Here is a 21,622-nt window from a genome sequence, read left to right as displayed (position 1 = left end):
CGGTAACGGACAGATGCCGTTACGCTACCACAAGCCGAACCGGGTTCACCGGTTCGGCTTTTCGCTTCACATCAGAAGCGATGAATCACACCAAGGCCAAACGCAAACTGACTGGCCGTCGACGACGGCGTCGAGTTGAAGCCATCGCCGATACTCGCCGTTGCGTCGATGATCTGCCCCGCGCCGTTCGTGCCGAGCGTCTTGCCATTCGCGCGTTGATATGCTTCGAGCGCATAGAGGCCCGTACGCTTGGACAGCGAATAGTACTGGGACAGGTTGAACTGCTGATACGACGCGCTATCCGTAATGCCATTCGCGCGAGTCGCACGCGTGTAGCTGTAGCCCGCGGCGAAGTCCCACGTCACAGCCGGTTTCCAGTGCAGCACGGCGCCAGCCGTGTTGAAGATCGCAGTATCGGTGAACTTCGAATTGATGCCGGGAATGTACTGAACGTTCGAGTACGTCGCCGTCACGTCCCACGCGCTGTTGAACGTATAGCCGCCGCCGACGGCAAAACGCTGCTGCGCGCGCGCCGTCTGATAGCCGTTCGTCAACGCGGATACGCCGATCTGCGAGCCGCCGTTCGTCGTGGTGGAATCCGCGCCCCACGCGCCGCCGCCGGAGGTCGAATTGTTGATCCGCGAGAAGCCGACCGCGAGACCGATCGGGCCCAGTGCGTACTGGATCGCGGTCGTCCACGTCGAGCCCTGATTCACGCTGCCCGCCACGCCGCCGAGCGAATACGAGCCGCTCACCGTCAAACCGTACAGCTTCGGCGACGTGTACTCGAGTGTATTGTTCGCACGATAGATCGTGTCGAGCCCGTCGATATCGCCAGGATGCGCGCCGTAGAAGCCCGTGATCCAGGTCGTCGGGCTATACGGCGACAGCAACTGGTAATACGAGGCGTACTGGCGGCCCGCTGTGAACGTACCGTAGGTCGGATTCGTCACGCCGACATACGCAAGACGCCCGAACATCGCATTCGTGTACTGCTGCGCGCCCGTTCCCGAATTAAAGCCCGACTCCAATTGAAAGATCGCTTTGGTACCGCCGCCGAGATCTTCCCCGCCTTTCAGGCCGAAGCGGCTGCCCGCCCACACGCCCGGCGTCATCTTGACGACCGAGTGCCCGCCGCTGGTCGATCCAAGCGACGTCGAACTGCTTTGATAAGCCAGTCCGTTATCGACAATACCGTACAGTGTCACGCTGCTCTGCGCAAAAGCCGGCGCGCCGCCAACGATTGCCGCGCCAATGACAACCGCCTTGACGCTACTGGTACTCCTCTTCATTCTTATGACCTCCATCTTCCTGGTTTTTGCTGCTGTTTGAGTTCTTTAAAGCGCTTCGCCGTTATGTTCTGTATTGACTCAATTTCCGCTTCACCGTCAAAGCCAGCGGCACGGTAAAGAAGAAGTGAGACATGAATCCGCCAATCACGACATTCGGATTCGAGTAATCCGGGTGGTTATCCGAGACGACAATGATTGCGACGTGCATCACGATCCACGCAAGCACGGCGTAAAAGAGCGCGACAAAAGTCGCTTCGTATCCGCGACGTTGAAAGTACGGCCAGATCAGCGCGAACAGCACGCCCCACGCAAGCGCAAAGACGAAGTGAATGCCCGTGCCGACGACATACGCCCACACGCCGATCGATTCCTGCACCGCCTTGCCGAACACCAGCCCCGTCGCGTTACGCGGAATACCCGCGAGCGGCATCAGGTGCTGGATGCCGACCCAGACCACTGCCTCGTAGATCCAGATGATCACCGCGCCGAGCAAACCGGCTGCCAGTCCCGCGCGAATCATCGCGGCCAGGCTTGGCCAGCCTGAAACGTTCAGCGCTGGATTGCCGCCGAGTTCTTTTCCGCTAATGCTGAAGTTGCCAGCCATCTCGTGTCTCCTCATGCCGGTTTAAACGTCGGGTGCTGCGAAAGCCGATGGCGCATCGCCATCGGCGAACTTCACGTACTAACTTCAGACATCGGCGACCGGGCTTGTGATGAAGCGCAACGCAACGCGGTTCATCACGATCGCAATGGCGGCAATCACGGCGGGCACGGCGAGCACCGAGAACACGGTCGCAAAGCTGAAGCCCAGCGAGAGCAATGCACCGCCCACCAGCGAACCCAGAATCCCGCCAAGCCGGCCAAAGCCCAGCATCCAGCTGACGCCCGTCGCACGGGCACGTGTCGGGTAGCAACTCGGCGCGAGCGCGTTGAGGCCCGTTTGCGCGCCGCTCATGAAGAAGCCGGCACACGCAACGAGAACGGGCAGCGTGCCGGATTGGAGCGTGCCCATGCCGAGCGCGAAGATGAACACGCCGCCCAGCAGATACGAGAAACCGATGACGGCATTGCGGTCCATCCGGTCCATTGCAAAGCCGACCGCCACCGCGCCGATCGTGCCGCCCAGCTGGAACATGCCCGTGATCGCGGCAGCACGTTCGACAGGCAGGCCCGCGTCCTTGATGAGCGTCGGCAGCCAGCCCGTCAGCAGATAGATGATCAGCAGGCCCATAAAGTACGTGACCCACAGCATCAGCGTGCTCATCGCGTAGCCGTCCGCGAACAGCATGCGCACGGGTGCTTTCTCTGCAACGACAGGTTCCGGCGCGGTAAAGCGAACGTCGTCAGCAAACCGGTGTCCGCATACACGTCCCAACGTGTGTGCAATGCGCTCCGTGACGGCCTTGCGCACGAGCATCAGACGCGCGGACTCGGGCAGCAGCCACAGCAGCAACGGCAAGCTGACAATAGGCAGAATGCCGCCGAACATGAACACCGCGCGCCAGCCGAAATGCGGAATCAGCCACGCGGCGACGAAGCCGCCCGCGCCCGAGCCGAAGTTGAAGCCGGTGAACATGATCGTCAGCAGCAGAGAACGGCTGCGCGAAGGCACGTATTCGGACAGAAGCGTCGTCGAGTTCGGCATCGCGGCGCCGAGACCGAGGCCCGTCAGAAAGCGCAGGATGACGAGCGCGGTGGGTGTCTCCGCGAAAGCGCAAAGCAGGCTGAAAAAACCGAAGCAGAACACGGAGCCAATCAATATTTTCTTTCGCCCGATGCGGTCCGCCATCGGTCCGGCGACCAGCGCGCCAACCGCGAGGCCCACCATCGCGGCGCTCATCACCGGCCCGAAGGCGGCGCGGCTCACGCTCCAGTCGTGCATGATGACGGGCGCAACGAACCCCATGACGGCCGTATCGAGCCCGTCCATCGTGACGATCCAGAAGCACAGCACAAGCACGAGCCACTGGTACGCGGACATCTTGCGTGCGTCGATGAACGCCTTGATGTCGACTGATTCTGTTGGTTTCATAGATGTCTCCGAAAAAAGGTTCCCCGCCCCGGGCTTCTGTCGAACCCGGGGTCTTGTTGTATCGAAGGAGAAAAGCGACTACGGAAGAGTCAGCGGTGTCGTTCGCTACACCGCTTCAGATACCCGGCGCGTCTTCAGGAATGCTTTGCGTGTTTCGCTTCGCATGCCGGACCATGCCGGGATTTGTGATCGTCACAGTCGGCACATTCGACGTTCCGATACCACTCATAATCCTTGCCATTTCGATGTCTTCCGTTACTTCACGCCGCGCAGCGCTCACGCGCCAGTCGGATGGGCCGCGGTCTTCGTACTTCTTGGACTTGCGGCTATCTTGGGATACAAAGATATAGAAACGGCATCCATTCCCGGTAGTGCGGGTAAACCACATGAAAGGCCAGTCAGATTCGGTAAGACAAGGCTCAACGCGATGACCGAGCAGGTCGGACCCGGCTCGATTGCCCGACAGATCAAGCTCTGTGGTATCCCGAGACGTGGAACGCTCAGTTCGCTTCGCTACGGGCAGACGTACACGCCGATAAACAGAACAGATGGCAAGCGAATCAAGTCGCAATGCGTTGTGAAGGCGTTGTTGCGCGATCATGAGCGCCGTTATACTGACCAGCCGATGAGTCGAAACACATGAACGAGACAACCCAGCAAGCGATTGTTCAAACGCTGCGAGAAAAGATCCTCGCAGGCGAACTGGCGCCCGGCCAGCGTCTCGTCGAGGCGCAACTCGCGCAATGGCTCGGGGTATCGCGCACGCCGCTGCGCTATGCGTTGAGCGTGCTGGCAAGCGAGGCGCTGCTCGAACGCTCGGGCGCACGCGGTTTCGTGGTGCGGCGCTTCAGCGTGCGCGACGTGCTGAATGCAATCGACGTGCGTGGCGTGCTCGAAGGTCTCGCTGCGCGGATGGTTGCGGAGAGCGGTGTGTCGGTGGCGCTGGCCGCGTCGCTGAATGCCTGTCTGCGCGAGGGCGACGAGATCTTCAACGCAGGCGCGTTGAAGCATGGCGACGACGTGCGCTACGCAGCGATGAACGGCCGCTTCCATGCGCTGATCGTCAACGCCGCGCGGAACGCCGCAGTCAGCGCCGCGCTGAGCCTGAACGACAAGATTCCATTCGTCGCGCCATCAACCATCGCGTTCGACGAATCGGCGCGAGACCGCCAGTTTTCGATGCTCACGTATGCGCACCGGCAACATCATGCGATCGTCAACGCGCTCGTCAACGGCGAAGGCGCGCGCGTCGACGCGCTCATGAAGGAGCACACGCATATATCGAAGGAAAGCCTCAATCTGTCGTTGCCAACGCTGCATCTGATCGCAGGCGCGGCATGATGGCGATTCCGGTTTTTAGTACTTTTTTGTGGCCCATTCCGTGAGCAGCAGAGATCTTCTCAACATCGCGCAATTGCGCGCCTTCAAACTCGTCGCGGATACGGGCAGTGCGACGCGCGCGGCTTCCGCGCTGTTTCGCGCGCAATCGGCTGTAACGCGCTCGGTGCAGGAACTCGAAGCAGCGCTCGGCGAAGCGCTGTTCGACCGCAAGCCTTCGGGCATGCTGCCGACACCCGTCGGCCGCGCCGTGCTGCATCGCAGTGAGCGGCTTTTCACGGAACTCGAAGAACTCGCGCAATGGTGCGCCGCGCGTCAGGCGCGCCGCCGTCCTGCTGCGGAAGGGTCGTTGCCCGCCTATCTGCTCAATACGCGGCGGCTGCAACTGTTCGTTGCGCTCGCGCGTCACCGGCATATGCCGAGCGCGGCAAAGGCGTTCGGGATCAGTCAGCCGGCCGTGAGCACCGCGATTCGCGTGCTCGAAAGCGGCTCGGGACTGCAACTGTTCCATCGCAATCCGCGCGGCATCCTGTTGACCGAGGAAGGCGAAACGTTCCTGCTGCACGTGCGCCGCGCGCTGAACGAGTTGCGCCACGTACCCGACGATATCGCCGCGTTGCACGGCTACATTCAGGGCGCGGTGACGGTGGGTGCGCTGCCGCTCGGGCGTACGCTGATCCTGCCGAAAGCGATCGCGAGCATGAGCGCGAAGCATCCCGGCGTGCGCATCATCACCGACGAGAGCGCGTACGAAACGTTGGTCGCGGGGCTGCGCGCGGGCGACATCGATTTCATTCTCGGCGCGCTGCGCGAGAACGATGCATCCAGCGGGCTGTTGAACGAGCGTTTGATGTCGGATGAGATGGTCGTGCTGGCGCGTCGCGCGCATCCGCTGGCGAACGCACGCGGGCTGACGCTCGCCGATCTGCAAAACGTGCAGTGGATCGTGCCGCGCAGCCACGCGCCCGCACGCGGGCTGTTCGAAGCGCAATTCAAGCGGATCAAACTCAAGCCGCCGATGCCGTCCGTCGAAACGGCGGACCTCGCGGTAATTCGCGGCCTGCTGCTCGGCACGGACATGCTCGCGGCACTGTCCGCGCAACAATTGCACTATGAGTGTCAGTCGGGTGAACTGGTCGTGCTCGACGTGAAGCTGCACAACACGCGGCGCGATATCGGCCTCACGATGCGCGGCGCAGGGACACCGTCCCCGGCCGCGCGCGCGTTGATCGACGCGATACGTCTTGCCGTCGTCGACGTTGCGCGCACCATCAGCATGGCGGAAGCGTAAGCCGCGCGATGCTCCGCGCGGCAGCTACCTGAAGTCAGCGTCTCGCGCGCGAGAAGCGGCACCAGCTATGGTGATCGAGATTCTTCAGCAATTCCGCGCGCGATCGCTCGCGACGGTAGTGCTGCACCACCGACAGCAACGCAATCAACAGCACGGATCCTCCAAGAACAGTCACAATCCATGTTTCGTTCATTGCCATCCCCTGTGACAACTACGCCTGCAGCGTCGCACCATGTTTTCAGAGCGGGCACTGTCCGGCCTTCGGACAATTGCCTGCATTGATGCATTGCTCGAAAACCAGTTCGCGGTATCGACCTGCATCGCGATCCGCTGGCGTACGCGGCCCAAAAGTCCGGTTCACGACGACGATCTGGTTCGTACACCGGCATTGATAAAGCTGTTGTTTTGTCTCCACCACTTCTTCCTTGTCGGGCCCTTTCCGCTTTCTCTGGACTGCGTAGGCCCTGTTTTTGTCGATACAAAATCAGTTCATATGTTGGCCGCCGTTCACGGCCAGGTTCGCCCCCGTAATGAAACCCGCATCGTCCGTACACAGGAACGCGACGAGCGCGGCCACTTCTTCCGGCTTGCCCAGGCGGCCGGCGGGAATCTGCGGCAGGATCTTCGTGTCGAGGATTTCCTGCGGAATCGCGGTGACCATCTTCGTGGCGAGATAACCGGGGGAAATCGTGTTGACGGTCACGCCCTTGCGCGCCACCTCGAGCGCGAGTGCCTTCGTGAAGCCGTGCATACCCGCCTTCGCGGCCGCATAGTTGGTCTGCCCAACCGATCCCTTCGAGCCATTCACCGACGAGATATTGATCACCCGTCCCCAACCGCGCTCCATCATCATTTCGCACACCGGCTTCGTCATGTTGAAGACGGAATCGAGATTCGTGCGCATGACGGCGTCCCAGTTCACCTTGTCGAGCTTGCGCAGCGTCATGTCGCGCGTGATGCCCGCATTGTTCACGAGGATGTCGACGGGACCGATCTCTGCCGTGATCTTCGCCACGCAGGCGTAACACGAATCGTAGTCGGCGACGTCGACGGAATACGCGTAAAACGCGCGGCCTGAGGCTTCCATCGAGGCAAGCCATTCGTCCGAGCACGTGTTGCCGGGCGAGCACGTCACGACCACGCGATAGCCGGCATCGTGCAAACGGACACTGATAGCCTCGCCCAGACCACCCATACCGCCCGTTACCACAGCAATTCGATTAGTCATCCTTTACACCTGTCAGTCGTTCATTGCGAAGCTTCCCGATCGTCAACCGGCTGGTTCGCAGATACAGCCGTTGACTGGTCTCCCCGACTGATCCTTTATGTCGCCGCTCACTGCGGCGCGCGCGTTTCGCGAGTCACTGCGACGTCGCGTGTCGGTAGATGGTTCGGCGTACGCCTGTGCTTAGGTGATTAATCGACAACCGCTTTGTGAGGACGCGTATCGGCCTCGGTGCGCGCGGCGCGCGCAATTACCTCTTCGGTTTGCTGTTGCGCGAGCGCTTCGGGCGTCGGCGCAGTGGAAAGCGCCGTCGCGACAGCCGACGTCATGGCGGATGCTGCCGCTTGCGTGCGGCTCTGGAATGCATCGACGGCGCAGCGCAGATGGATGTCGTTCTTTTTCGCTTGTGTTTGTCCGACTTCCTGAAGCGCTACATTGAACTGCGAAACGATACGGCCCAGTTCCTGGCCGTAGTCCGCAAATAGCGACATGCCATTATTGACCGCACTCCATTGGATTGCGGCCCATGCGTCCAGCGTGCGAGCGTTGCTGACCACGCTCATGGTTTTCAGCGCCTCGCCGTTCAACTGGCTAATCGTCTGCAGATTCAGCGCGACGATGGATTGCACTTCGCGAACGAAGGGATTGGCCCAAGCGTGGAGAGCGGACATGCCGGGCTCCCACGCCGAAATGACACCTACGGAATTCCGTGTGTTCATGACGCGACTCCGTTAGTCTTACTAATTAGATCCATGCCACATGCACAGCGGGGCCGCGCTGCTTCATGCGAATAGCATGTGTGTTCGCAATAAACGTTTGTTTGGTGCGAAGCACAATTTGAAGCGTCATTCTAAACACATCATTTGACAATCATTAAATGGTCTTTAGTAGGTAGTTACCCTAGGTTTTAATGTCGATTTCCCAAATGTTGATACAAATCATGGCTGATTACGTTTCAGCGGCACGCTAAAGATGCAACCAGTACATGTCGGGAATCGCACGGTCTTCATCCGACAGGAACGGATTGTCCAGACGAATGATTTTCCGACTCGCCAGATTCGTGCGCTTCAATCCGTTCTGGATATACGGATGCGTGTTGAACAGCTTCAGATACGAGCCATCACGCCAGGCCGCCGCGAAGCCTCGCGCGATCGTCGCCGCGAGCCGCTCCTGATTCGGCGACACATAGAACAGAAAATCCGAGCGATACGCGAGCAGCAAACGGTTCTCGACGGCGAGACTCGGCTCGGTCTCCTTGCGCGACTCGACCTCCGGGTACGCTTCGATCGCGCCACGAGGAAAATAGTCGACGCGCCGGCCTTCGACCATCTTGAAGATCGTTTCGTAACTCGATGTCGTCTGCACGGCGAGACCGGCGTTGCGCATGATCTCGGTATCGATCCAGCCCAGCCCTTGAACACCCGTCATCGAACGCAGATCGTCGAGCGTTTCGATCCGGTCGAAGTCAGGCTGCCGGTCCTGCCGGATCAGAAACACCCGATACCCGATCAACCCGCGATGAATCGGAATATGTACGACGTTCAGGCCGCGCTCGGCCTGCGCATCCATGCTGGTCCAGTGCAGATTGATGGTCGTGCCGCTCGCGAGTTCGGCGAGCGCACGGCCGCGTTCCATCACGAGTTCGACCTGCCGGGTCGAATAGGACGCATTGGCCGCTTTCATCGCGAGATCGAGCGTGGCGAGCGCGAACGCGGCATGCACATCCCTGCCCGGCCGGATCTGTGGATAGATGATTTCGAAGTGCTCGCCCGGTGCGGACCGTGCAGCGAGCGAGGCGCCCGCAGCACTTGCCGCGGCGAAAAGGAAACGCCTGCGATGCATAAGTACGAGTGACGAATACGGGAACGTGCGGTCGCACGATATCGAGCCTGCTCCGATCGTGTCACGGAGCATAGTGGCATCGACATTCGGACAAACCCGCTGACATATTGCAAACGCAATACTTACTCGAAGCCTTCAATCGCTTCGGGCATGTTGAACCTGCTTTTTGCAGCTATTCGACGATCAGTCCGTGGCGGATCGCGTAACGGATCACCTCGGCGTTGTTCGCGAGGCCGAGTTTCTGCATCAGTCGCATCTTGTGTGTACTAATCGTCTTTGCGCTGAGCGCGCAGGTGTCGGCGATCTCGTTGATGCTCTTGCCCGCCGCCAGCATCTGCAGCACCTGAAATTCGCGGTCGGACAGGACTTCATGGGGCGGCATGTCGCCGCGATGCGTTTCGAAAACCATCGCATCGACGAGCTTCGGATCGATGAAGCGTCCGCCGTCTGCGAGCTTGCGGATCGCCGCGAGCAGCACATCGGGATCGCTGTCTTTCGTCAGATAACCCGTCGCGCCGGCGCGCAGCGCGCGCGACGCGACCTGCGCCTCGTCGTGGATGCTCAGCACCAGCACGGGCAACGCAGGCTGCTCGGCCCGCACGCGGCGGATCAGATCGACACCGCTGATGCCCGGCATCGTCATGTCGAGCAACAGCAGATCGACCGCGCAACTGCGCAGCTTGTCGACGACTTCGGCGCCGTGCGCCGCTTCCGCCGCGACGATCATGTCGCTCGTCGTCGCGATGATCTGCCTGAGTCCGCCGCGAACGATCGCGTGATCGTCTGCAATGAGTATCCTGATCATAGTTTGAGCCCGCCATCGAGCGGAATGTGAATCGAAACCGTCGTGCCGGCGCCCTGCGCGCTGTCGATCGACAGCGTCGCGCCGATCAGCCGCGCGCGCTCGTTCATGCCGAGCAGTCCATACGAATAGTCGCGGTGCGCCGCCTCCAGGTCGAAGCCGCAGCCGTTGTCGCGCACATGCAGTTCGAGTTGGTCCGCGGTCGAAATCACCGACACGTGGACACGCGTCGCGTTCGCATGACGCGCCACGTTGGTCAGCGACGCCTGCACGATGCGGAACACGGCCGTTGCGTGTGCGTCCGACAGCGCGGGCTCGCCGCCTTCGATGCGCAGTTCGCAGGGAATCGCATTGCGCCGGTTGAACTCGTCGACGAGCCACTCGAGCGCCGACACGATGCCGAAGTTGAGCGCGGCAGGCCGCAAGTGGCTCGCAACGTTGCGCACCATCCAGATCGTGCCTTCGACCAGCTCGCGCATGTCGTCGGCCTTTTTCAGCGATTCCGGGTCGTGCGCGAGGCGCATCTTCAGCAGCGAGACGTCCATCTTCAGCGCGGTCAGCAACTGGCCGAGTTCGTCGTGAATCTCCATCGCGATGCGCTTTCTCTCCTCTTCGCGGATCGCTTCCATGTAGGCGGAAAGCTCGCGTTGCTGCTCGCGCGACTCGACCAGTTCCTGTTCCATCTGCTTGCGCCCGGTAATGTCGTTCAGGCCGACATAGATGGCGGGCGAGTCGTCGTAGGTCGCGACGCGCGCGGTCGCCATTGCCCAGAACTGCGTGCCGTCCGGACGGCGGAACCGGACTTCCGTATCGCGCAAACTGCCCTCCGTTCGCAGATGGCCGATCAGCCTCTCGCGTTCGACCGGGTCCGCGTAGAAGTCCGCGATGTTAGCGATGTTCAAGGCCGTGCCCTCGCGAATGCCGAGCAGCGCGCGCAGCGGCGCGTTCGTGTACAGGATGCGTCCATCCGGCATCGACGTGATGCACAACGGCACGGGGCTCGTTTCGACGATCGCGCGAAAGCGCGCCTCGCTTGCCTGCAAGCGCGCGTCCGCGCGGCGGCGTTCGTCGATCTGCGCCTGCAGGTCCGCATTCGCGCGTGCCAGTTCTTCCGTGCGCAACGCGACGCGCCGTTCGAGATCGTCGCGTACCTGCTCGAGCGCCGCTTCCGTTTCCTTGCGCACGGCGACTTCGGCCAGCAGTTGCCGGTTCTGCGCAACGAGTTGCTTGTGCATCGCGCGCAGTTCGAGATGCACGCCGACGCGCGCGAGCATCTCGTCGACGCGCAGCGGTTTGGTCACGTAATCGACACCGCCCGAGGAAAACCCTTCCACGCGGTCTTCGTTGCCCGTCAGCGAGGTCATGAAGATCACGGCGATATCGCGCGTGCGTTCATCGCGCTTGAGCCGGCGACAGGTTTCAAAGCCGTCGATGCCGGGCATCTTCACGTCGAGCAGAATCAGATCGGGCTGCGCGAACGCCGCGCGTTCGAGCGCCTCGATGCCGTCGAGCGCAACCAGCACGCGGATGCCGCGCGCCTCGAGACTGTCGACGACCACGCCGACATTGGCGGGCGTATCGTCGACGATCAGGATCGTGCCCGACGGCACGGCGGACGCAGCGAGGTGGCTCATGATGCCGTATTCCCTTCGAGATACCGCTCCACCAGTTGCAGGATCGCCTTCGACTGCCAGGCGCGCGCCAGTTGATGCAGCCGCGCAGCAAACGCCGCGTGCGACGGATCGCTCGCCGCAATCCGCTCCGCCCATTGCACGATGCCGCTCATGTTGCCGTCGCGCGCGAGCTGATGCAGCTCGCTCATCGCGTCGGCGGGAATGTTGGCTGGCGGGGTCGCCGGCATCGATGGTCCGGCTTGCGGCTGGACAGCCTCGCGAATCCAGTCGATGCCGAGTAGCGCCGCAATCCGCGCGAGCAGCACGTCGAAATCGACCGGCTTGTTGACGAACGCGTTCGCGCCCGCTTCGAGGCTCCTAGCGCCGTCTACGCCGAATGGCGACGCCGAGATCGCGATGATCGGTGTGTGCGCGAAGGCGGGCATCGCGCGGAAGCGGCGCGTCGCAGTCAGACCGTCGATGCCGGGCATCACGATGTCCGTGAGTATCAGATCGGGGTGTTCCGTTTGCGCGAGCGCGATGCCGTCGGCGCCACTGGCGGACTCCACGGTGTCGAAGCCGATACGCGTCAGCAACTCGACGATGACCGCGCGGTTGATCTGCACATCGTCGATCACGAGCACCTTGCGGCGTGGACCTTGATAGCCTGTGATGATCGTGGCGGCACCCATGACACCTCCGGCGCGCGCGGCGGCCGGATCGATGAGCGCGGCCGGCAACTCGAACCAGAAGACGCTGCCGCCACCGGGTGCGCTTTCGACCTTCACTTCGCCGCCCATCGCGCGCACGAATTGCCGGCTGATCGCGAGGCCAAGCCCCGTGCCGCCCGCGCGGCGTTCCGCGCCGCCTGCCTGTTCGAACGGCATGAAGATTTTCTCGTGATACTCGGCGGCAATGCCGATGCCCGTGTCGTGGACCTCGAAGCGGGCCGCGCCGTTTTCCGCGCGCCCGATAAAGAGGCGCACGCTCCCCTCATCGGTGAACTTCACCGCGTTCGACAGCAGATTGAGCAGCACCTGCCGCAAACGGTGTTCGTCGGCGCGCACGCCGCCGGGTGCATCGTCGGCAACCGTGCATTCGAACGCGAGCTTGCGCTGCTCGGCCTTCACGCCGATGATCTCGCGAATCGTGTCGACGAGGCCCGCCAGCGGCACGTCGCAAATCTCGATACGCAGCTTGCCCGCTTCGACCTTCGCGAAATCGAGCGTTTCGTCGATCAGCGACAGCAGATGCTCGCCGCTCTGCTGGATCACGGCGACGCCGTCGCGCTGACGCAGGCTGAGCGTACTGTCGCGCCGGAGAATCTGCGCATAGCCAAGAATGCCGTTGAGCGGCGTGCGCAATTCGTGACTCAGGTTCGCGAGGAACTCGCCCTTCGCGCGATTGGCCGCTTCCGCCATGTGCCGCGCTTCACGCTCGACGGCCGCTTCGCGTTCGTCGAGATACGCGCGATGCAGCCGCATCCCCATTGCGTTGAACGCCGACACCACGCGGTCGAGTTCGTCCGGCTCGCGCGGCGGCTTGCGTTGCAGAACGAACGGGCGCTGCGGCTCGTGAAAGTCGTAGTCGCTTACGCTGCGCGCTATAGCCGCGAGGTGCCGCGTGAGAAGCCGCCACAGGATGTAAAACGTGAACAACGCGACGAGAAATGTATTCGCGCCCTGGCTCACGAGTATCACGAGCGCCGTGCGCGTCAGGTCGTGATAGAGGTTGGCGAGCGTCGCCTCGACATACAGCGTGCCGATCTGCTCGACCTTGTCTTGCACGCGGTACATGATCGGGAACTCGCGGGCGACCGTCATGCGGGGCATGCGCTGGCCCACGCTCACGACCATCGCAGAGCTGGCGGAAGGCAGCTCGCGCACTTCCGCCGCGCGGATATCGGCGAGCCGCAGCATGCCTTCGAGTTCGAGCTGGAGTTGCGGCTCGTCAAGGCGCCAGAGCGCTTCGCCAAGACTGTCGCGATTGCTGCGGTCGATATCGACGAGGCGGTTCTGGATCTGCTCGACGCCGCGCTGATAGTCGCGATACAGCTGCACGGCCGTGAGGATCAGCGTGATCGCGCAGCTGAACGCGAGCACCGTCCCGAGCAGCCGCAGCACCACGCTGCGCCGCACGTAACGGAGTCCGCTCCACCCTGCGTCGAACCTGTCGAGAGCCATATCCCCCCGCGAGTGCTGCCATTCTGGTTGTCTTATTCTGCACTCGATGCCAAAGCGCGGTCCATTGGCCCAATCCAGCGGCCAGCCGCCTGAAACGTCTGTCCTTTACCCCGCCGGTTCCGGCAGTTCGCCAAACGCCTTCAGTCTGACCGTACGCACCGGCCGTCCGACCAGTTCGTCGATCAGATCGGCCATTTCGCAGAGCGCCTGAAAACCGTGTGCGTCGAGCTGGTCCGCGTGATAGCGCCGCAAATCGCACATCGTTTCGCCGAGGCGTCTCAGCGCAGCGGGCGTGCTTTCGATCAACGGCCAGCAGTGCATCAGATACGCGAGCGCCGTCACGCTGCGCGATTCGCACCATGTGTCGAATAGCTGCAGACAGAGCGAGTTGACCTGCTCCACGACATTCTCACGCTCGGACAGATAGGCAATCATGACGCGTCGGCTCGATGTTGCATTTCAATGGCTCATGATCCGCGACCACTATTTGTGTCACAGTCAGCACCCGCTGTAAAACCCGCGTGCGACATCCTGATTCGCGTGTCAGGAAATCCTTAACGCCGCGCGTGCCCGCAAGCCGCTGTCGGTACGTAAAAACCCTTGTACGTCAGCAACTCACGCTCCGCTTCCCAGGGAAATCCTGACGCTTCAAATCAGCATTTCCTGAATACACAATCCGCCGCTGCCGATTGGTGCTGCATCGTGTTAGCCCTAGCATTGGGTCATCGGGCATGGGGGAGACGCACATGTATGACGACGCTTCGAACGCTCTGCCGCTGTATGTGATCGATTTGCGCGCGTGGATTAGCGACTGGTACGACCATGCGTTCAAGGTGGGACTCGTTCACCCGCCCTTTACGCTAGACGAATCGACAGCCGACCGGCTCGAAGGTTATTTCAAGGCGGGATTGACGCCGGCCGAGGGCGCGATTGCGTTCTTCGGCGTCGTGCATTGAGGGTTGGGCATGAGATTCGACGAATTCGACGCGCGCCTGTCGCGGCTGCTACGGGCGCTGCCCGATGGGACCATCGCCGAACTGACGGACGGGATGATCGCGTGGTGGGGCGGCGCGCGGACCGTCTACGCGTGGATCGGCGACGGCGGCCGCGACCAGCCGGGCGCGCGCGAACTCGACCTGGCCGACGACTGGGGCCAGTTTCACGACTGGCTCGCGGCATGGATCGACGAGCCGCGCTTCAGCACGCGGCCCGAGAAGCTCGGCCGCGATACCGCGCAGACGGACGCGTGACGCGCGTTCTGCACGCGCTTCACCCGCCGCTCCTGCGCTTTCGACCTCACACGAACGGCGCTTCATCCGCCGCATGCTGCTCGGTCTTTCCGACGCGCTTCTTCATGGACGCCGGATCGCGCACGATCGTCACCGCGCACGGCGCGTAAGCGAGCACCTGACGCGCGACGGAGCCGATCAGCCACCGGTCGAACGGCGTATGCCCACGATGCCCGACGACGAGATGATCGATGTTGTGCTGCTCCGCGTAGAGCACGATCTCTTTCGCCGGCTGGCCGATCACGAGATCGAACTCGGCGTGATCGTTCGACGACGTGAGCTTCGCCTTGATGTCGTCGAGCACTTCGTTCGCGTGACGCAACTCGTAGTCGACCATTTCCTTTCTTTCGAGCTCGATCGCGCCCCAGTCCGGCGCGCGCGCGACGACGAGCACATGCAGGCGCGCATCGAAGCGCTTCGCCAGATCGACTGCGAACGCGACGGCGTGCCGCGCGGACGGCGAGCCGTCATAACCTGCCAGGATGTTCTGCATGATTCGCTCCCTTCCGGTTTGAACCGGTGCGAGCCTTGATTGAGCGGCGCCTTCGCTGTTGGTCAGTTGTCGTCGCTTCGGCTCGGAAGATGCTCGTGCGGGACGGGCTCGGCCGCGTCGGCGTCGGGAACGTCGTCTTTCGCGGGCTTGGCCGGCTGCTTGCCGGATGTCGTTTGCGCGGGGTCGAGAGGTTTGGCGGTCGGCTCAGCGGACGGATCGGAGGGCATGGTGTGCTCCTGCGCTGATGAATGCTGTACTTTCCATGATAGACCGCATTGCGGCGGCTGTTTGCGCGAACGACGGCCCCGGCAAGATGCGCTTTGCGGCGCTGCGCAAAATGGCTCGCACGGGCGTGGACGTGAACGGCGTGCGCCTGTTGCAGCAGGATCGTCCTAGCCTTCGCACCGACGGAATGCCAAAGTGACGGGCGTATCCAGCCAGAGGAGCTTTCGTGTCCACACCCGAACCGCTTTCCGCCCTTTCCGCGCCTTCCCTTTCCACTGTTACCTTCCGGCCTTTCACGCCCGATGACATCGCCGCCGCGCACGCGCTGTCGCTCGAGGTCAAGTGGCCGCATCGCGCCGACGACTGGCGCCTGGTCGCCGATGCCGGCAGCGGCTTTGTCGCGCTGAGCGGGGATCGCATCGTCGGCACGGCGTTGTGCTGGAAGTACGGCGAAAGCGGCGCATCGCTCGGGATGGTGATCGTTGCGCCGGACCAGCAAGGTCGAGGCATCGGGCGCGAGTTGATGGAGCGTCTGCTCGAAATGCTCGGCGGACGGACCACGGTGTTGCATGCAACGCCAGCCGGCCAGCCGCTGTATGAGAAGCTCGGCTTCCGCGCGATCGGCACGATCAACCAGCACCAGGCCGCCGACTTTCGCGTGCCGCAGATCGTGCTGAAACCGGGCGAGCAACTGCGCCCGCTGCAAGCCGCCGACACGCCCCGTCTGATCGACCTTGCTACGCGCGCGAGCGGCCTTGATCGCAGTGCGCTGCTGCCTGCTCTGCTCGATGTTGCGCGAGGCGTTGCGCTGGAGCGCGATGGCGTAGTGCTCGGCTTCGCATTGCTGCGGCCGTTTGGCCGTGGACACGCGATCGGGCCGGTTGTCGTAGAGAACTCCGCAGACGAATCGACGCGCCGTGCGCAAGCGCTGATCGCGCATTGTCTCTCGGAGAACGCGGGCGCCTTCACCCGCATCGACACGCCCGGCGACAGCGGCCTTACGTCGTGGCTCGAAGAACTGGGCCTAAAGCGCGTCGACACCGTCATCAAGATGTCCCGCAACGGGACGCCCGCGAGCGATCCTTCTGTCGTGCAGTTCGCTATCGTCAATCAGGCACTTGGTTAAATCATGACGCTTCTCTACAAGGCCGATCCCGAACGCGGCAAGTTGTGGGCGCAGCACTTCGCGCAAAAGGCGCCCGAGATTCCTTTTCGCCTGTGGCCGGACGTCGGCGATCCGGCGGCCGTACGTTATCTCGCCGCGTGGCAGCCACCTGACGATCCGGCGCGCACGTTGCCGAATCTCGAAGTGATCTTCTCGGTGGGCGCGGGCATCGATCAGTTCGATCTGTCGCGCGTGCCGCCGCATATTGCTGTGGTGCGGATGATCGAGCCGGGGATCGTCGAAGGCATGGTGGAGTATGTGACGCAGGCCGTGCTGACCATTCATCGCGATCTGTTCGACTACGCTTTGCAGCAGCGACAGCGGGTCTGGCGTGAGATGCCCGTGCGGGCGGCTTCGACGCGGCGCGTCGGCGTGCTGGGGCTTGGGATGTTGGGCACTGCCGTGCTGGAGCGTTTGCGGTTGTTTGGGTTTCCGTGTGCGGGGTGGAGTCGTTCGGAGCATCGGATCGAGGGTGTTGAGTGTTTTGCGGGTGTCGGCGCGCTCGATGCGTTTCTTGCCCGGACGGATGTGCTTGTGTGCCTGCTGCCGCTTACCGATGCGACGCGCGGGCTGCTCGATAAGCGTCTGTTCGGCAAGCTGCCGAAAGGGGCTTCGTTCGTTAATGTCGGGCGCGGTGCGCAGGTCAATCAGCAGGATCTGCTCGATGCGCTCGATAGCGGGCAGTTGCAGAATGCCATTCTTGATGTGACTGATCCGGAGCCGTTGCCGGATTCGCATCCGTTTTGGACGCATCCGCGGGTGAGGGTTACGCCGCATATTGCTAGTGCTACTCGCCCTGAGAGCGCCGTCGACGTGGTGCTGGAGAATATTCGGCGGCGGCGCGATGGGGTGCCCATGGTCGGGGAGGTTGATCGGAGTCGAGGGTATTAGGGGTTTCTGTCTGCGACGCTGGAGGTGGTTTTTTGCCTTTGCGGCGCAGGCGTTGCCGTCTGGGCTTTTTGTTTGCCTTCGCGGCGCGGGTGTTGGGTTTGGTTTGCTTGTTCTTGCGCTGGCATCCGCGTCTTGCCTTCGTGCTGCATGCGTCGCCGCTGTGGGTTTGCCTTTGCGCTGGCATCCGCGTTTTGTTAGCGTGCTTCAAGCGTCGCCCCTGTGCGGGGCGGCACCTACTTTTCTTTGCCGCCGCAAAGAAAAGTAGGCAAAAGAAAGCGGCTAACACCGCCAGCCCGTGTTCTTGTCCACGGGCCCTCAACGTCCCCACGCTTAACACGGCAGTGCCCTGGTTGGTGTTCGTTGCCAACGCTTCGAATGAATGCCTCACCCGCTTCAAATGCCCGTACTCAGGCAAGCGGCAGCGGATGGTATGTGCCGCCCAGGTGGCAAACTGTGTGTAGGTTGTCGCGGCGTATAGCCTGGCGCTCTTACAGGGTGGAACGCATGTGCTATCGGTCCGAAGTGAGGCGCGCGAGGCACTACGGCCTACACACAGTTTGCCACCTGGGCGGCGATGGACTGTCTGGCACGGTGTGCCGTAACGCGGGTGCGTGAAGCGGGTGAGGCGCAGCGCAAGAGCGCTGGCAACGAACGTGGGTCACGTGGTTGCCGTGTGAAGCGTAAGACCCTGTGGGGGCCCTCAGGCAAACACTAGAACTGGCGGTGTTAGCCGCTTTCTTTTGCCTACTTTTCTTTGCGGCGGCAAAGAAAAGTAGGTGCCGCCCCGCACAGGGGCGACGCGTGAAGCACGCTAACAAAGCGCGGATGCCAGCGCAAAGAGCAAAACACGGATGCCATCGCAAAGTCCAAACCCCCGCCCAGCGTCGCAGACAAAAAAACCCCGCCACAGCACAAAATGCTGCCCCCACCCCCAAAAAAACCACATCCACGTCATTCAAAGATTAATTTGGCGAATCGCGCGCCAACCCCCTCTCTGTAGTATGAAACGGTCCGCCTCCCACCCGCGAAAGCGAAGAAACGAGAAAACGAGACCCACCTCATGCAAAACCGATCCCTCATCGAATCCGACCGCAAACACCTGATCCACCCGGTAGTCAGCTATCGCGCACACGAAGCGCGTGGCGTCACCGTGCTGGAATCCGCGCAAGGCGTCTACCTCCGCGACATCGACGGAAACGAACTGCTCGACGCCTTCTCAGGCCTCTGGTGCGTCAACACCGGCTACGGCCATCAAAGCATCGTCGACGCAGCGACAAAACAGATGGCCCGTCTCCCCTACGCGACAGGCTACTTCCACTTCGGCTCCGAGCCCGCCATCGAACTCGCCGCGAAACTCGTCGAACTCGCGCCCGCGTCCCTCCAGCACGTGTACTTCACACTCGGTGGATCGGATGCCGTCGACTCCGCGCTGCGCTTCATCACGCACTACTTCAACGCGACAGGCCGTCCGTCGAAAAAGCACATCATCGCGCTGCAACGCGGTTATCACGGCTCGTCGTCGATCGGCGCAGGCCTCACCGCGCTGCCCGCGTTCCATCGCAACTTCGACGTGCCGCTGCCCACGCAACATCACATCCCGTCGCCCTACGCATACCGCAACGATTTCGCCGACGACGCCGCGCTGATCGCCGCCTCCGTCGCTGCGCTCGAAGCGAAAGTCGAAGCCCTCGGCGCGGACAACGTCGCCGCCTTCTTCTGCGAGCCGATCCAAGGCTCGGGCGGCGTGATCGTACCGCCTGTCGGCTGGCTGAAGGCAATGCGCGAAGCCTGCCGCAAGCTCGGCGTCCTGTTTGTCGCCGACGAAGTCATTACAGGCTTCGGCCGCACGGGCCCGCTGTTCGCCTGCGAAGCGGAAGGCGTCGAGCCGGACCTGATGACGGTCGCCAAGGGCCTCACTGCCGGCTATGCGCCGATGGGCGCGGTGCTGATGTCCGATGCCATCTATCAGGGCATCGCCGATGGCGGCGACGTCACGGCGGCGATCGGCCACGGGCACACGTACTCGGCGCACCCCGTGAGCGCCGCGATCGGCCTCGAAGTGATGCGCCTCTATCATGAAGGCGGGCTACTCGCGAACGGCATCGCGCGTGCGCCGCGCTTCGCGCAAGGGCTCGATGCGCTGCTCGCGCATCCCCTCGTCGGTGATTCGCGACATCGCGGTTTGTTGGGCGCGCTCGAACTCGTCGCCGACAAGGACACGAAACAGGGTTTCGACGCGGCGCTGAAACTGCCGGACCGCATCGCCACGGCCGCGTATGCGAACGGCCTCGTGTTCCGTGCGTTCGGCGACAACATCCTCGGTTTCGCGCCCGCGCTGTGCTACACGGAAAGCGAGTTCGACCTGCTGTTCGAGCGCCTCGAAAAGACGCTCGACGACGTGCTCGCGCAAGCCGACGTGCGCGCCGCACTGAAGGGTTCGATCGAATTTAAACGCCGCGCGGCTGCGTGATAACATCGACCGACCCTTCGACATGCGGGACCGACCGACTCACGATGAGCACCGACTGCAAACTGGACCGAATCGATCTGCGCATCCTCTCGCAGTTGCAAAAGCGAGGGCGAATCACGAACGTCGAGCTGGCCGACGCAGTCGGGCTGTCGCCCAGTCCTTGTCTGATCCGCGTGAAGCGGCTGGAGAAGGCGGGTTATATCGTCGGGTACGGCGCGCAGATCCAGCTCGAAAAGCTCGGCGACGTGCAGATCGTGTTCACGGAAGTCACGCTCGCCGACCATCGCCGGGAAGATTTCATCAAGTTCGTCAACGCAATCAGGGATGTCGACGAGATCGTCGAATGCCATCTGGCGAGCGGCGGCTACGACTATCTGCTCAAGTTCATCACGCGCAGCGTCAGTCACTACCAGAGCATCATCGAAGGGCTGCTGGAGCGCGATATCGGCATCGAAAAGTACTTCAGCTACGTGATCATCAAGACGCCGTTCGTCAAGACGCACTACCCGCTCGAAACACTCTTCTCGCAGAACCATCACTGACGTGCGGCGGGTTCGGCAAGGCGGCCAAATTCGTCGGCCAGAAAATCGACGCACACTCGCACCTTCGCCGACGACGCCAGCCGTGCCGGATACACCGCCCACACGTTAGCGGGCTGCGTGACGCCGGGCAGCACCTGCACGAGCACGCCGGAATCCAGCAGCGCGCGCACATCCCACATCGAACGCAAGACGATGCCGCGCGCCGCGAGCGCCCATTGCACGGCCACTTCGCCGTGATTGGTCGACAGCGGCCCCGTCACCTTGACGGAGACGGTCTCGCCGCGCTCCGTCAGACGCCAGATGCCGAACGGATGGTCGCGCTCCTTGATCGCGAGGCAATGATGCGTGCCGAGGTCCGCAAGCTGACGCGGCGTGCCGTGACGCTTCAGGTATTCCGGCGACGCGCACAGCACGCGATGGTTCTCCGCAAGACGCTTCGCGATCAGATGCGGCGCGATGTCGTCGCCGATACGAATGTCGAGATCGAAGCCTTCGCCCGCCACATCGACGATGCGGTCGAACAGGTCGAGCCGCACGCTCAGTTGCGGATAGCGCTCGGTGAGCCGCGCCAGCGCCGGCGCCACGACATGGCGCCCAAACCCGAAGCTGCTCGAAATGCGCAACGTGCCGCGCGGCACGCGGCGCGTGGTCGACACATCTTCGACCAGCCGGTCGACGTCGTCGAGAATCTTTTCGGCCCACGCGTACACGCGCTCGCCCGCCTCCGTGATCGCGACACGGCGCGTCGAACGATGAAAGAGACGCGTGCCCAGATCCGCTTCGAGCATGTTCACGCGCTTGCTGACATACGCCGCCGACACCGACAGCGCATCCGCCGCCGCGCTGAAGCTGGCTTTGCGGGCGACGGTGCAGAACACGCGCAGGTCATCGAGGTTCGGCGATTTATTCACAGTTCGTGCATAGTGGCT

24 protein-coding genes are annotated in these 21,622 nt (G+C 62.5%); 8 read left to right on the top strand and 16 right to left on the bottom strand.

The window, feature by feature from the left end:
* Positions 1-71 precede the first annotated feature (71 nt).
* From BLT65_RS27355 to BLT65_RS46605, 4 genes are all read right to left on the bottom strand, one after another.
* The gene (locus BLT65_RS27355) at positions 72-1,292 is read right to left on the bottom strand and encodes a porin (protein WP_091783291.1); all 1,221 of its coding nucleotides are present in this window, start codon (positions 1,290-1,292) and stop codon (positions 72-74) included.
* Positions 1,293-1,353: 61 nt separating this feature from the next.
* Positions 1,354-1,896, bottom strand: coding sequence for a hypothetical protein (locus tag BLT65_RS27350; RefSeq protein ID WP_091783288.1), 543 nt, complete (start codon positions 1,894-1,896; stop codon positions 1,354-1,356).
* 84 nt (positions 1,897-1,980) lie between these two features.
* The gene (locus BLT65_RS27345; protein WP_042306055.1) at positions 1,981-3,324 is read right to left on the bottom strand and encodes an MFS transporter; all 1,344 of its coding nucleotides are present in this window, start codon (positions 3,322-3,324) and stop codon (positions 1,981-1,983) included.
* A 115-nt stretch (positions 3,325-3,439) separates the two neighbouring features.
* Entirely contained in the window at positions 3,440-3,925 is a 486-nt protein-coding gene (locus BLT65_RS46605) for a hypothetical protein (protein ID WP_143036566.1), read from the bottom strand.
* 38 nt (positions 3,926-3,963) lie between these two features.
* Here BLT65_RS46605 and BLT65_RS27340 point away from each other — a divergent pair, with 38 nt between their 5' ends.
* Positions 3,964-4,665: a GntR family transcriptional regulator gene (locus BLT65_RS27340; RefSeq protein WP_091783285.1), complete on the top strand. Its 702-nt coding sequence runs from the start codon at positions 3,964-3,966 to the stop codon at positions 4,663-4,665.
* Positions 4,666-4,705: 40 nt separating this feature from the next.
* Positions 4,706-5,953, top strand: coding sequence for a LysR family transcriptional regulator (locus BLT65_RS27335; RefSeq protein WP_091783282.1), 1,248 nt, complete (start codon positions 4,706-4,708; stop codon positions 5,951-5,953).
* Between the two features lie 34 nt (positions 5,954-5,987).
* Here BLT65_RS27335 and BLT65_RS47310 read toward each other — a convergent pair whose 3' ends face one another.
* The 9 genes from BLT65_RS47310 to BLT65_RS27300 form a co-directional block, all read right to left on the bottom strand.
* Positions 5,988-6,146 carry a hypothetical protein gene (locus tag BLT65_RS47310; protein WP_007583207.1) on the bottom strand — a complete coding sequence of 53 codons (159 nt, stop codon included), beginning with the start codon at positions 6,144-6,146 and terminating at the stop codon, positions 5,988-5,990.
* A gap of 45 nt (positions 6,147-6,191) precedes the next feature.
* The gene (locus BLT65_RS47305) at positions 6,192-6,368 is read right to left on the bottom strand and encodes a hypothetical protein (RefSeq protein WP_156132270.1); all 177 of its coding nucleotides are present in this window, start codon (positions 6,366-6,368) and stop codon (positions 6,192-6,194) included.
* Between the two features lie 69 nt (positions 6,369-6,437).
* Positions 6,438-7,181: an acetoacetyl-CoA reductase gene (phbB, locus tag BLT65_RS27330; protein ID WP_091783279.1), complete on the bottom strand. Its 744-nt coding sequence runs from the start codon at positions 7,179-7,181 to the stop codon at positions 6,438-6,440.
* 188 nt (positions 7,182-7,369) lie between these two features.
* Positions 7,370-7,897, bottom strand: coding sequence for a phasin family protein (locus BLT65_RS27325; protein ID WP_091783276.1), 528 nt, complete (start codon positions 7,895-7,897; stop codon positions 7,370-7,372).
* Between the two features lie 247 nt (positions 7,898-8,144).
* Positions 8,145-9,020 (bottom strand): type 2 periplasmic-binding domain-containing protein, encoded by an 876-nt coding sequence (locus BLT65_RS27320; RefSeq protein ID WP_091783651.1) that lies wholly within the window; start codon positions 9,018-9,020, stop codon positions 8,145-8,147.
* 172 nt (positions 9,021-9,192) lie between these two features.
* Positions 9,193-9,825, bottom strand: a complete 633-nt coding sequence (locus BLT65_RS27315; RefSeq protein ID WP_007583214.1) for a response regulator — start codon at positions 9,823-9,825, stop codon at positions 9,193-9,195.
* Positions 9,822-11,456, bottom strand: coding sequence for a response regulator (locus tag BLT65_RS27310; protein ID WP_091783274.1), 1,635 nt, complete (start codon positions 11,454-11,456; stop codon positions 9,822-9,824). Before BLT65_RS27310 ends, BLT65_RS27315 begins: the two co-directional genes overlap by 4 nt.
* Complete coding sequence (locus tag BLT65_RS27305; protein WP_091783272.1) at positions 11,453-13,618, bottom strand: hybrid sensor histidine kinase/response regulator; 2,166 nt, start codon at positions 13,616-13,618, stop codon at positions 11,453-11,455. Before BLT65_RS27305 ends, BLT65_RS27310 begins: the two co-directional genes overlap by 4 nt.
* A 105-nt stretch (positions 13,619-13,723) precedes the next feature.
* Positions 13,724-14,053, bottom strand: coding sequence for a hypothetical protein (locus BLT65_RS27300; protein WP_007583219.1), 330 nt, complete (start codon positions 14,051-14,053; stop codon positions 13,724-13,726).
* Between the two features lie 311 nt (positions 14,054-14,364).
* Here BLT65_RS27300 and BLT65_RS27295 point away from each other — a divergent pair, with 311 nt between their 5' ends.
* Positions 14,365-14,574, top strand: coding sequence for a hypothetical protein (locus BLT65_RS27295; RefSeq protein WP_007583220.1), 210 nt, complete (start codon positions 14,365-14,367; stop codon positions 14,572-14,574).
* A 9-nt stretch (positions 14,575-14,583) separates the two neighbouring features.
* On the top strand, positions 14,584-14,868 hold the full coding sequence (locus tag BLT65_RS27290; RefSeq protein ID WP_007583222.1) for a hypothetical protein: 285 nt from the start codon (positions 14,584-14,586) through the stop codon (positions 14,866-14,868).
* Positions 14,869-14,914: 46 nt separating this feature from the next.
* On the opposite strand, the gene BLT65_RS27285 is transcribed toward BLT65_RS27290, so the two are convergent.
* Together BLT65_RS27285 and BLT65_RS47300 are read right to left on the bottom strand one after the other, a co-directional pair.
* Positions 14,915-15,400: a universal stress protein gene (locus BLT65_RS27285; protein ID WP_091783269.1), complete on the bottom strand. Its 486-nt coding sequence runs from the start codon at positions 15,398-15,400 to the stop codon at positions 14,915-14,917.
* Positions 15,401-15,462: 62 nt separating this feature from the next.
* Positions 15,463-15,627, bottom strand: coding sequence for a hypothetical protein (locus BLT65_RS47300; RefSeq protein ID WP_167306545.1), 165 nt, complete (start codon positions 15,625-15,627; stop codon positions 15,463-15,465).
* Between the two features lie 224 nt (positions 15,628-15,851).
* On the opposite strand from BLT65_RS47300, the gene BLT65_RS27280 reads away from it, so the two are divergent.
* From BLT65_RS27280 to BLT65_RS27265, 4 genes are all read left to right on the top strand, one after another.
* Positions 15,852-16,751, top strand: coding sequence for a GNAT family N-acetyltransferase (locus tag BLT65_RS27280; protein WP_091783268.1), 900 nt, complete (start codon positions 15,852-15,854; stop codon positions 16,749-16,751).
* Between the two features lie 3 nt (positions 16,752-16,754).
* Positions 16,755-17,681, top strand: a complete 927-nt coding sequence (locus BLT65_RS27275; RefSeq protein WP_091783266.1) for a 2-hydroxyacid dehydrogenase — start codon at positions 16,755-16,757, stop codon at positions 17,679-17,681.
* Positions 17,682-18,741: 1,060 nt separating this feature from the next.
* Positions 18,742-20,151, top strand: coding sequence for an aspartate aminotransferase family protein (locus BLT65_RS27270; protein ID WP_091783264.1), 1,410 nt, complete (start codon positions 18,742-18,744; stop codon positions 20,149-20,151).
* Between the two features lie 44 nt (positions 20,152-20,195).
* Positions 20,196-20,693, top strand: a complete 498-nt coding sequence (locus tag BLT65_RS27265; protein WP_035995587.1) for an Lrp/AsnC family transcriptional regulator — start codon at positions 20,196-20,198, stop codon at positions 20,691-20,693.
* Here BLT65_RS27265 and BLT65_RS27260 read toward each other — a convergent pair.
* Positions 20,687-21,604, bottom strand: a complete 918-nt coding sequence (locus BLT65_RS27260) for a LysR substrate-binding domain-containing protein (RefSeq protein WP_091783262.1) — start codon at positions 21,602-21,604, stop codon at positions 20,687-20,689. The genes BLT65_RS27265 and BLT65_RS27260 overlap by 7 nt on opposite strands.
* Positions 21,605-21,622: the final 18 nt, after the last annotated feature.

It is taken from the genome of Paraburkholderia steynii (genome assembly GCF_900100565.1).
In the GTDB taxonomy this organism is placed as follows: Bacteria; Pseudomonadota; Gammaproteobacteria; order Burkholderiales; family Burkholderiaceae; genus Paraburkholderia; species Paraburkholderia terrae.
Note: the sequence above shows the minus strand (reverse complement) of the source record. Positions and strands in the feature narration are given on the sequence as shown.

Coding starts and splice junctions, on each gene's coding strand:
- BLT65_RS27355 (WP_091783291.1), bottom strand. CDS start 1,292: ATGAAGAGGAGTACCAGTAGCGTCAAGGCGGTTGTCATTGGCGCGGCA.
- BLT65_RS27350 (WP_091783288.1), bottom strand. CDS start 1,896: ATGGCTGGCAACTTCAGCATTAGCGGAAAAGAACTCGGCGGCAATCCA.
- BLT65_RS27345 (WP_042306055.1), bottom strand. CDS start 3,324: ATGAAACCAACAGAATCAGTCGACATCAAGGCGTTCATCGACGCACGC.
- BLT65_RS46605 (WP_143036566.1), bottom strand. CDS start 3,925: ATGATCGCGCAACAACGCCTTCACAACGCATTGCGACTTGATTCGCTT.
- BLT65_RS27340 (WP_091783285.1), top strand. CDS start 3,964: ATGAACGAGACAACCCAGCAAGCGATTGTTCAAACGCTGCGAGAAAAG.
- BLT65_RS47310 (WP_007583207.1), bottom strand. CDS start 6,146: ATGAACGAAACATGGATTGTGACTGTTCTTGGAGGATCCGTGCTGTTG.
- phbB (WP_091783279.1), bottom strand. CDS start 7,181: ATGACTAATCGAATTGCTGTGGTAACGGGCGGTATGGGTGGTCTGGGC.
- BLT65_RS27325 (WP_091783276.1), bottom strand. CDS start 7,897: ATGAACACACGGAATTCCGTAGGTGTCATTTCGGCGTGGGAGCCCGGC.
- BLT65_RS27320 (WP_091783651.1), bottom strand. CDS start 9,020: ATGCATCGCAGGCGTTTCCTTTTCGCCGCGGCAAGTGCTGCGGGCGCC.
- BLT65_RS27315 (WP_007583214.1), bottom strand. CDS start 9,825: ATGATCAGGATACTCATTGCAGACGATCACGCGATCGTTCGCGGCGGA.
- BLT65_RS27310 (WP_091783274.1), bottom strand. CDS start 11,456: ATGAGCCACCTCGCTGCGTCCGCCGTGCCGTCGGGCACGATCCTGATC.
- BLT65_RS27305 (WP_091783272.1), bottom strand. CDS start 13,618: ATGGCTCTCGACAGGTTCGACGCAGGGTGGAGCGGACTCCGTTACGTG.
- BLT65_RS27300 (WP_007583219.1), bottom strand. CDS start 14,053: ATGATTGCCTATCTGTCCGAGCGTGAGAATGTCGTGGAGCAGGTCAAC.
- BLT65_RS27295 (WP_007583220.1), top strand. CDS start 14,365: ATGTATGACGACGCTTCGAACGCTCTGCCGCTGTATGTGATCGATTTG.
- BLT65_RS27290 (WP_007583222.1), top strand. CDS start 14,584: ATGAGATTCGACGAATTCGACGCGCGCCTGTCGCGGCTGCTACGGGCG.
- BLT65_RS27285 (WP_091783269.1), bottom strand. CDS start 15,400: ATGCAGAACATCCTGGCAGGTTATGACGGCTCGCCGTCCGCGCGGCAC.
- BLT65_RS47300 (WP_167306545.1), bottom strand. CDS start 15,627: ATGCCCTCCGATCCGTCCGCTGAGCCGACCGCCAAACCTCTCGACCCC.
- BLT65_RS27275 (WP_091783266.1), top strand. CDS start 16,755: ATGACGCTTCTCTACAAGGCCGATCCCGAACGCGGCAAGTTGTGGGCG.
- BLT65_RS27270 (WP_091783264.1), top strand. CDS start 18,742: ATGCAAAACCGATCCCTCATCGAATCCGACCGCAAACACCTGATCCAC.
- BLT65_RS27265 (WP_035995587.1), top strand. CDS start 20,196: ATGAGCACCGACTGCAAACTGGACCGAATCGATCTGCGCATCCTCTCG.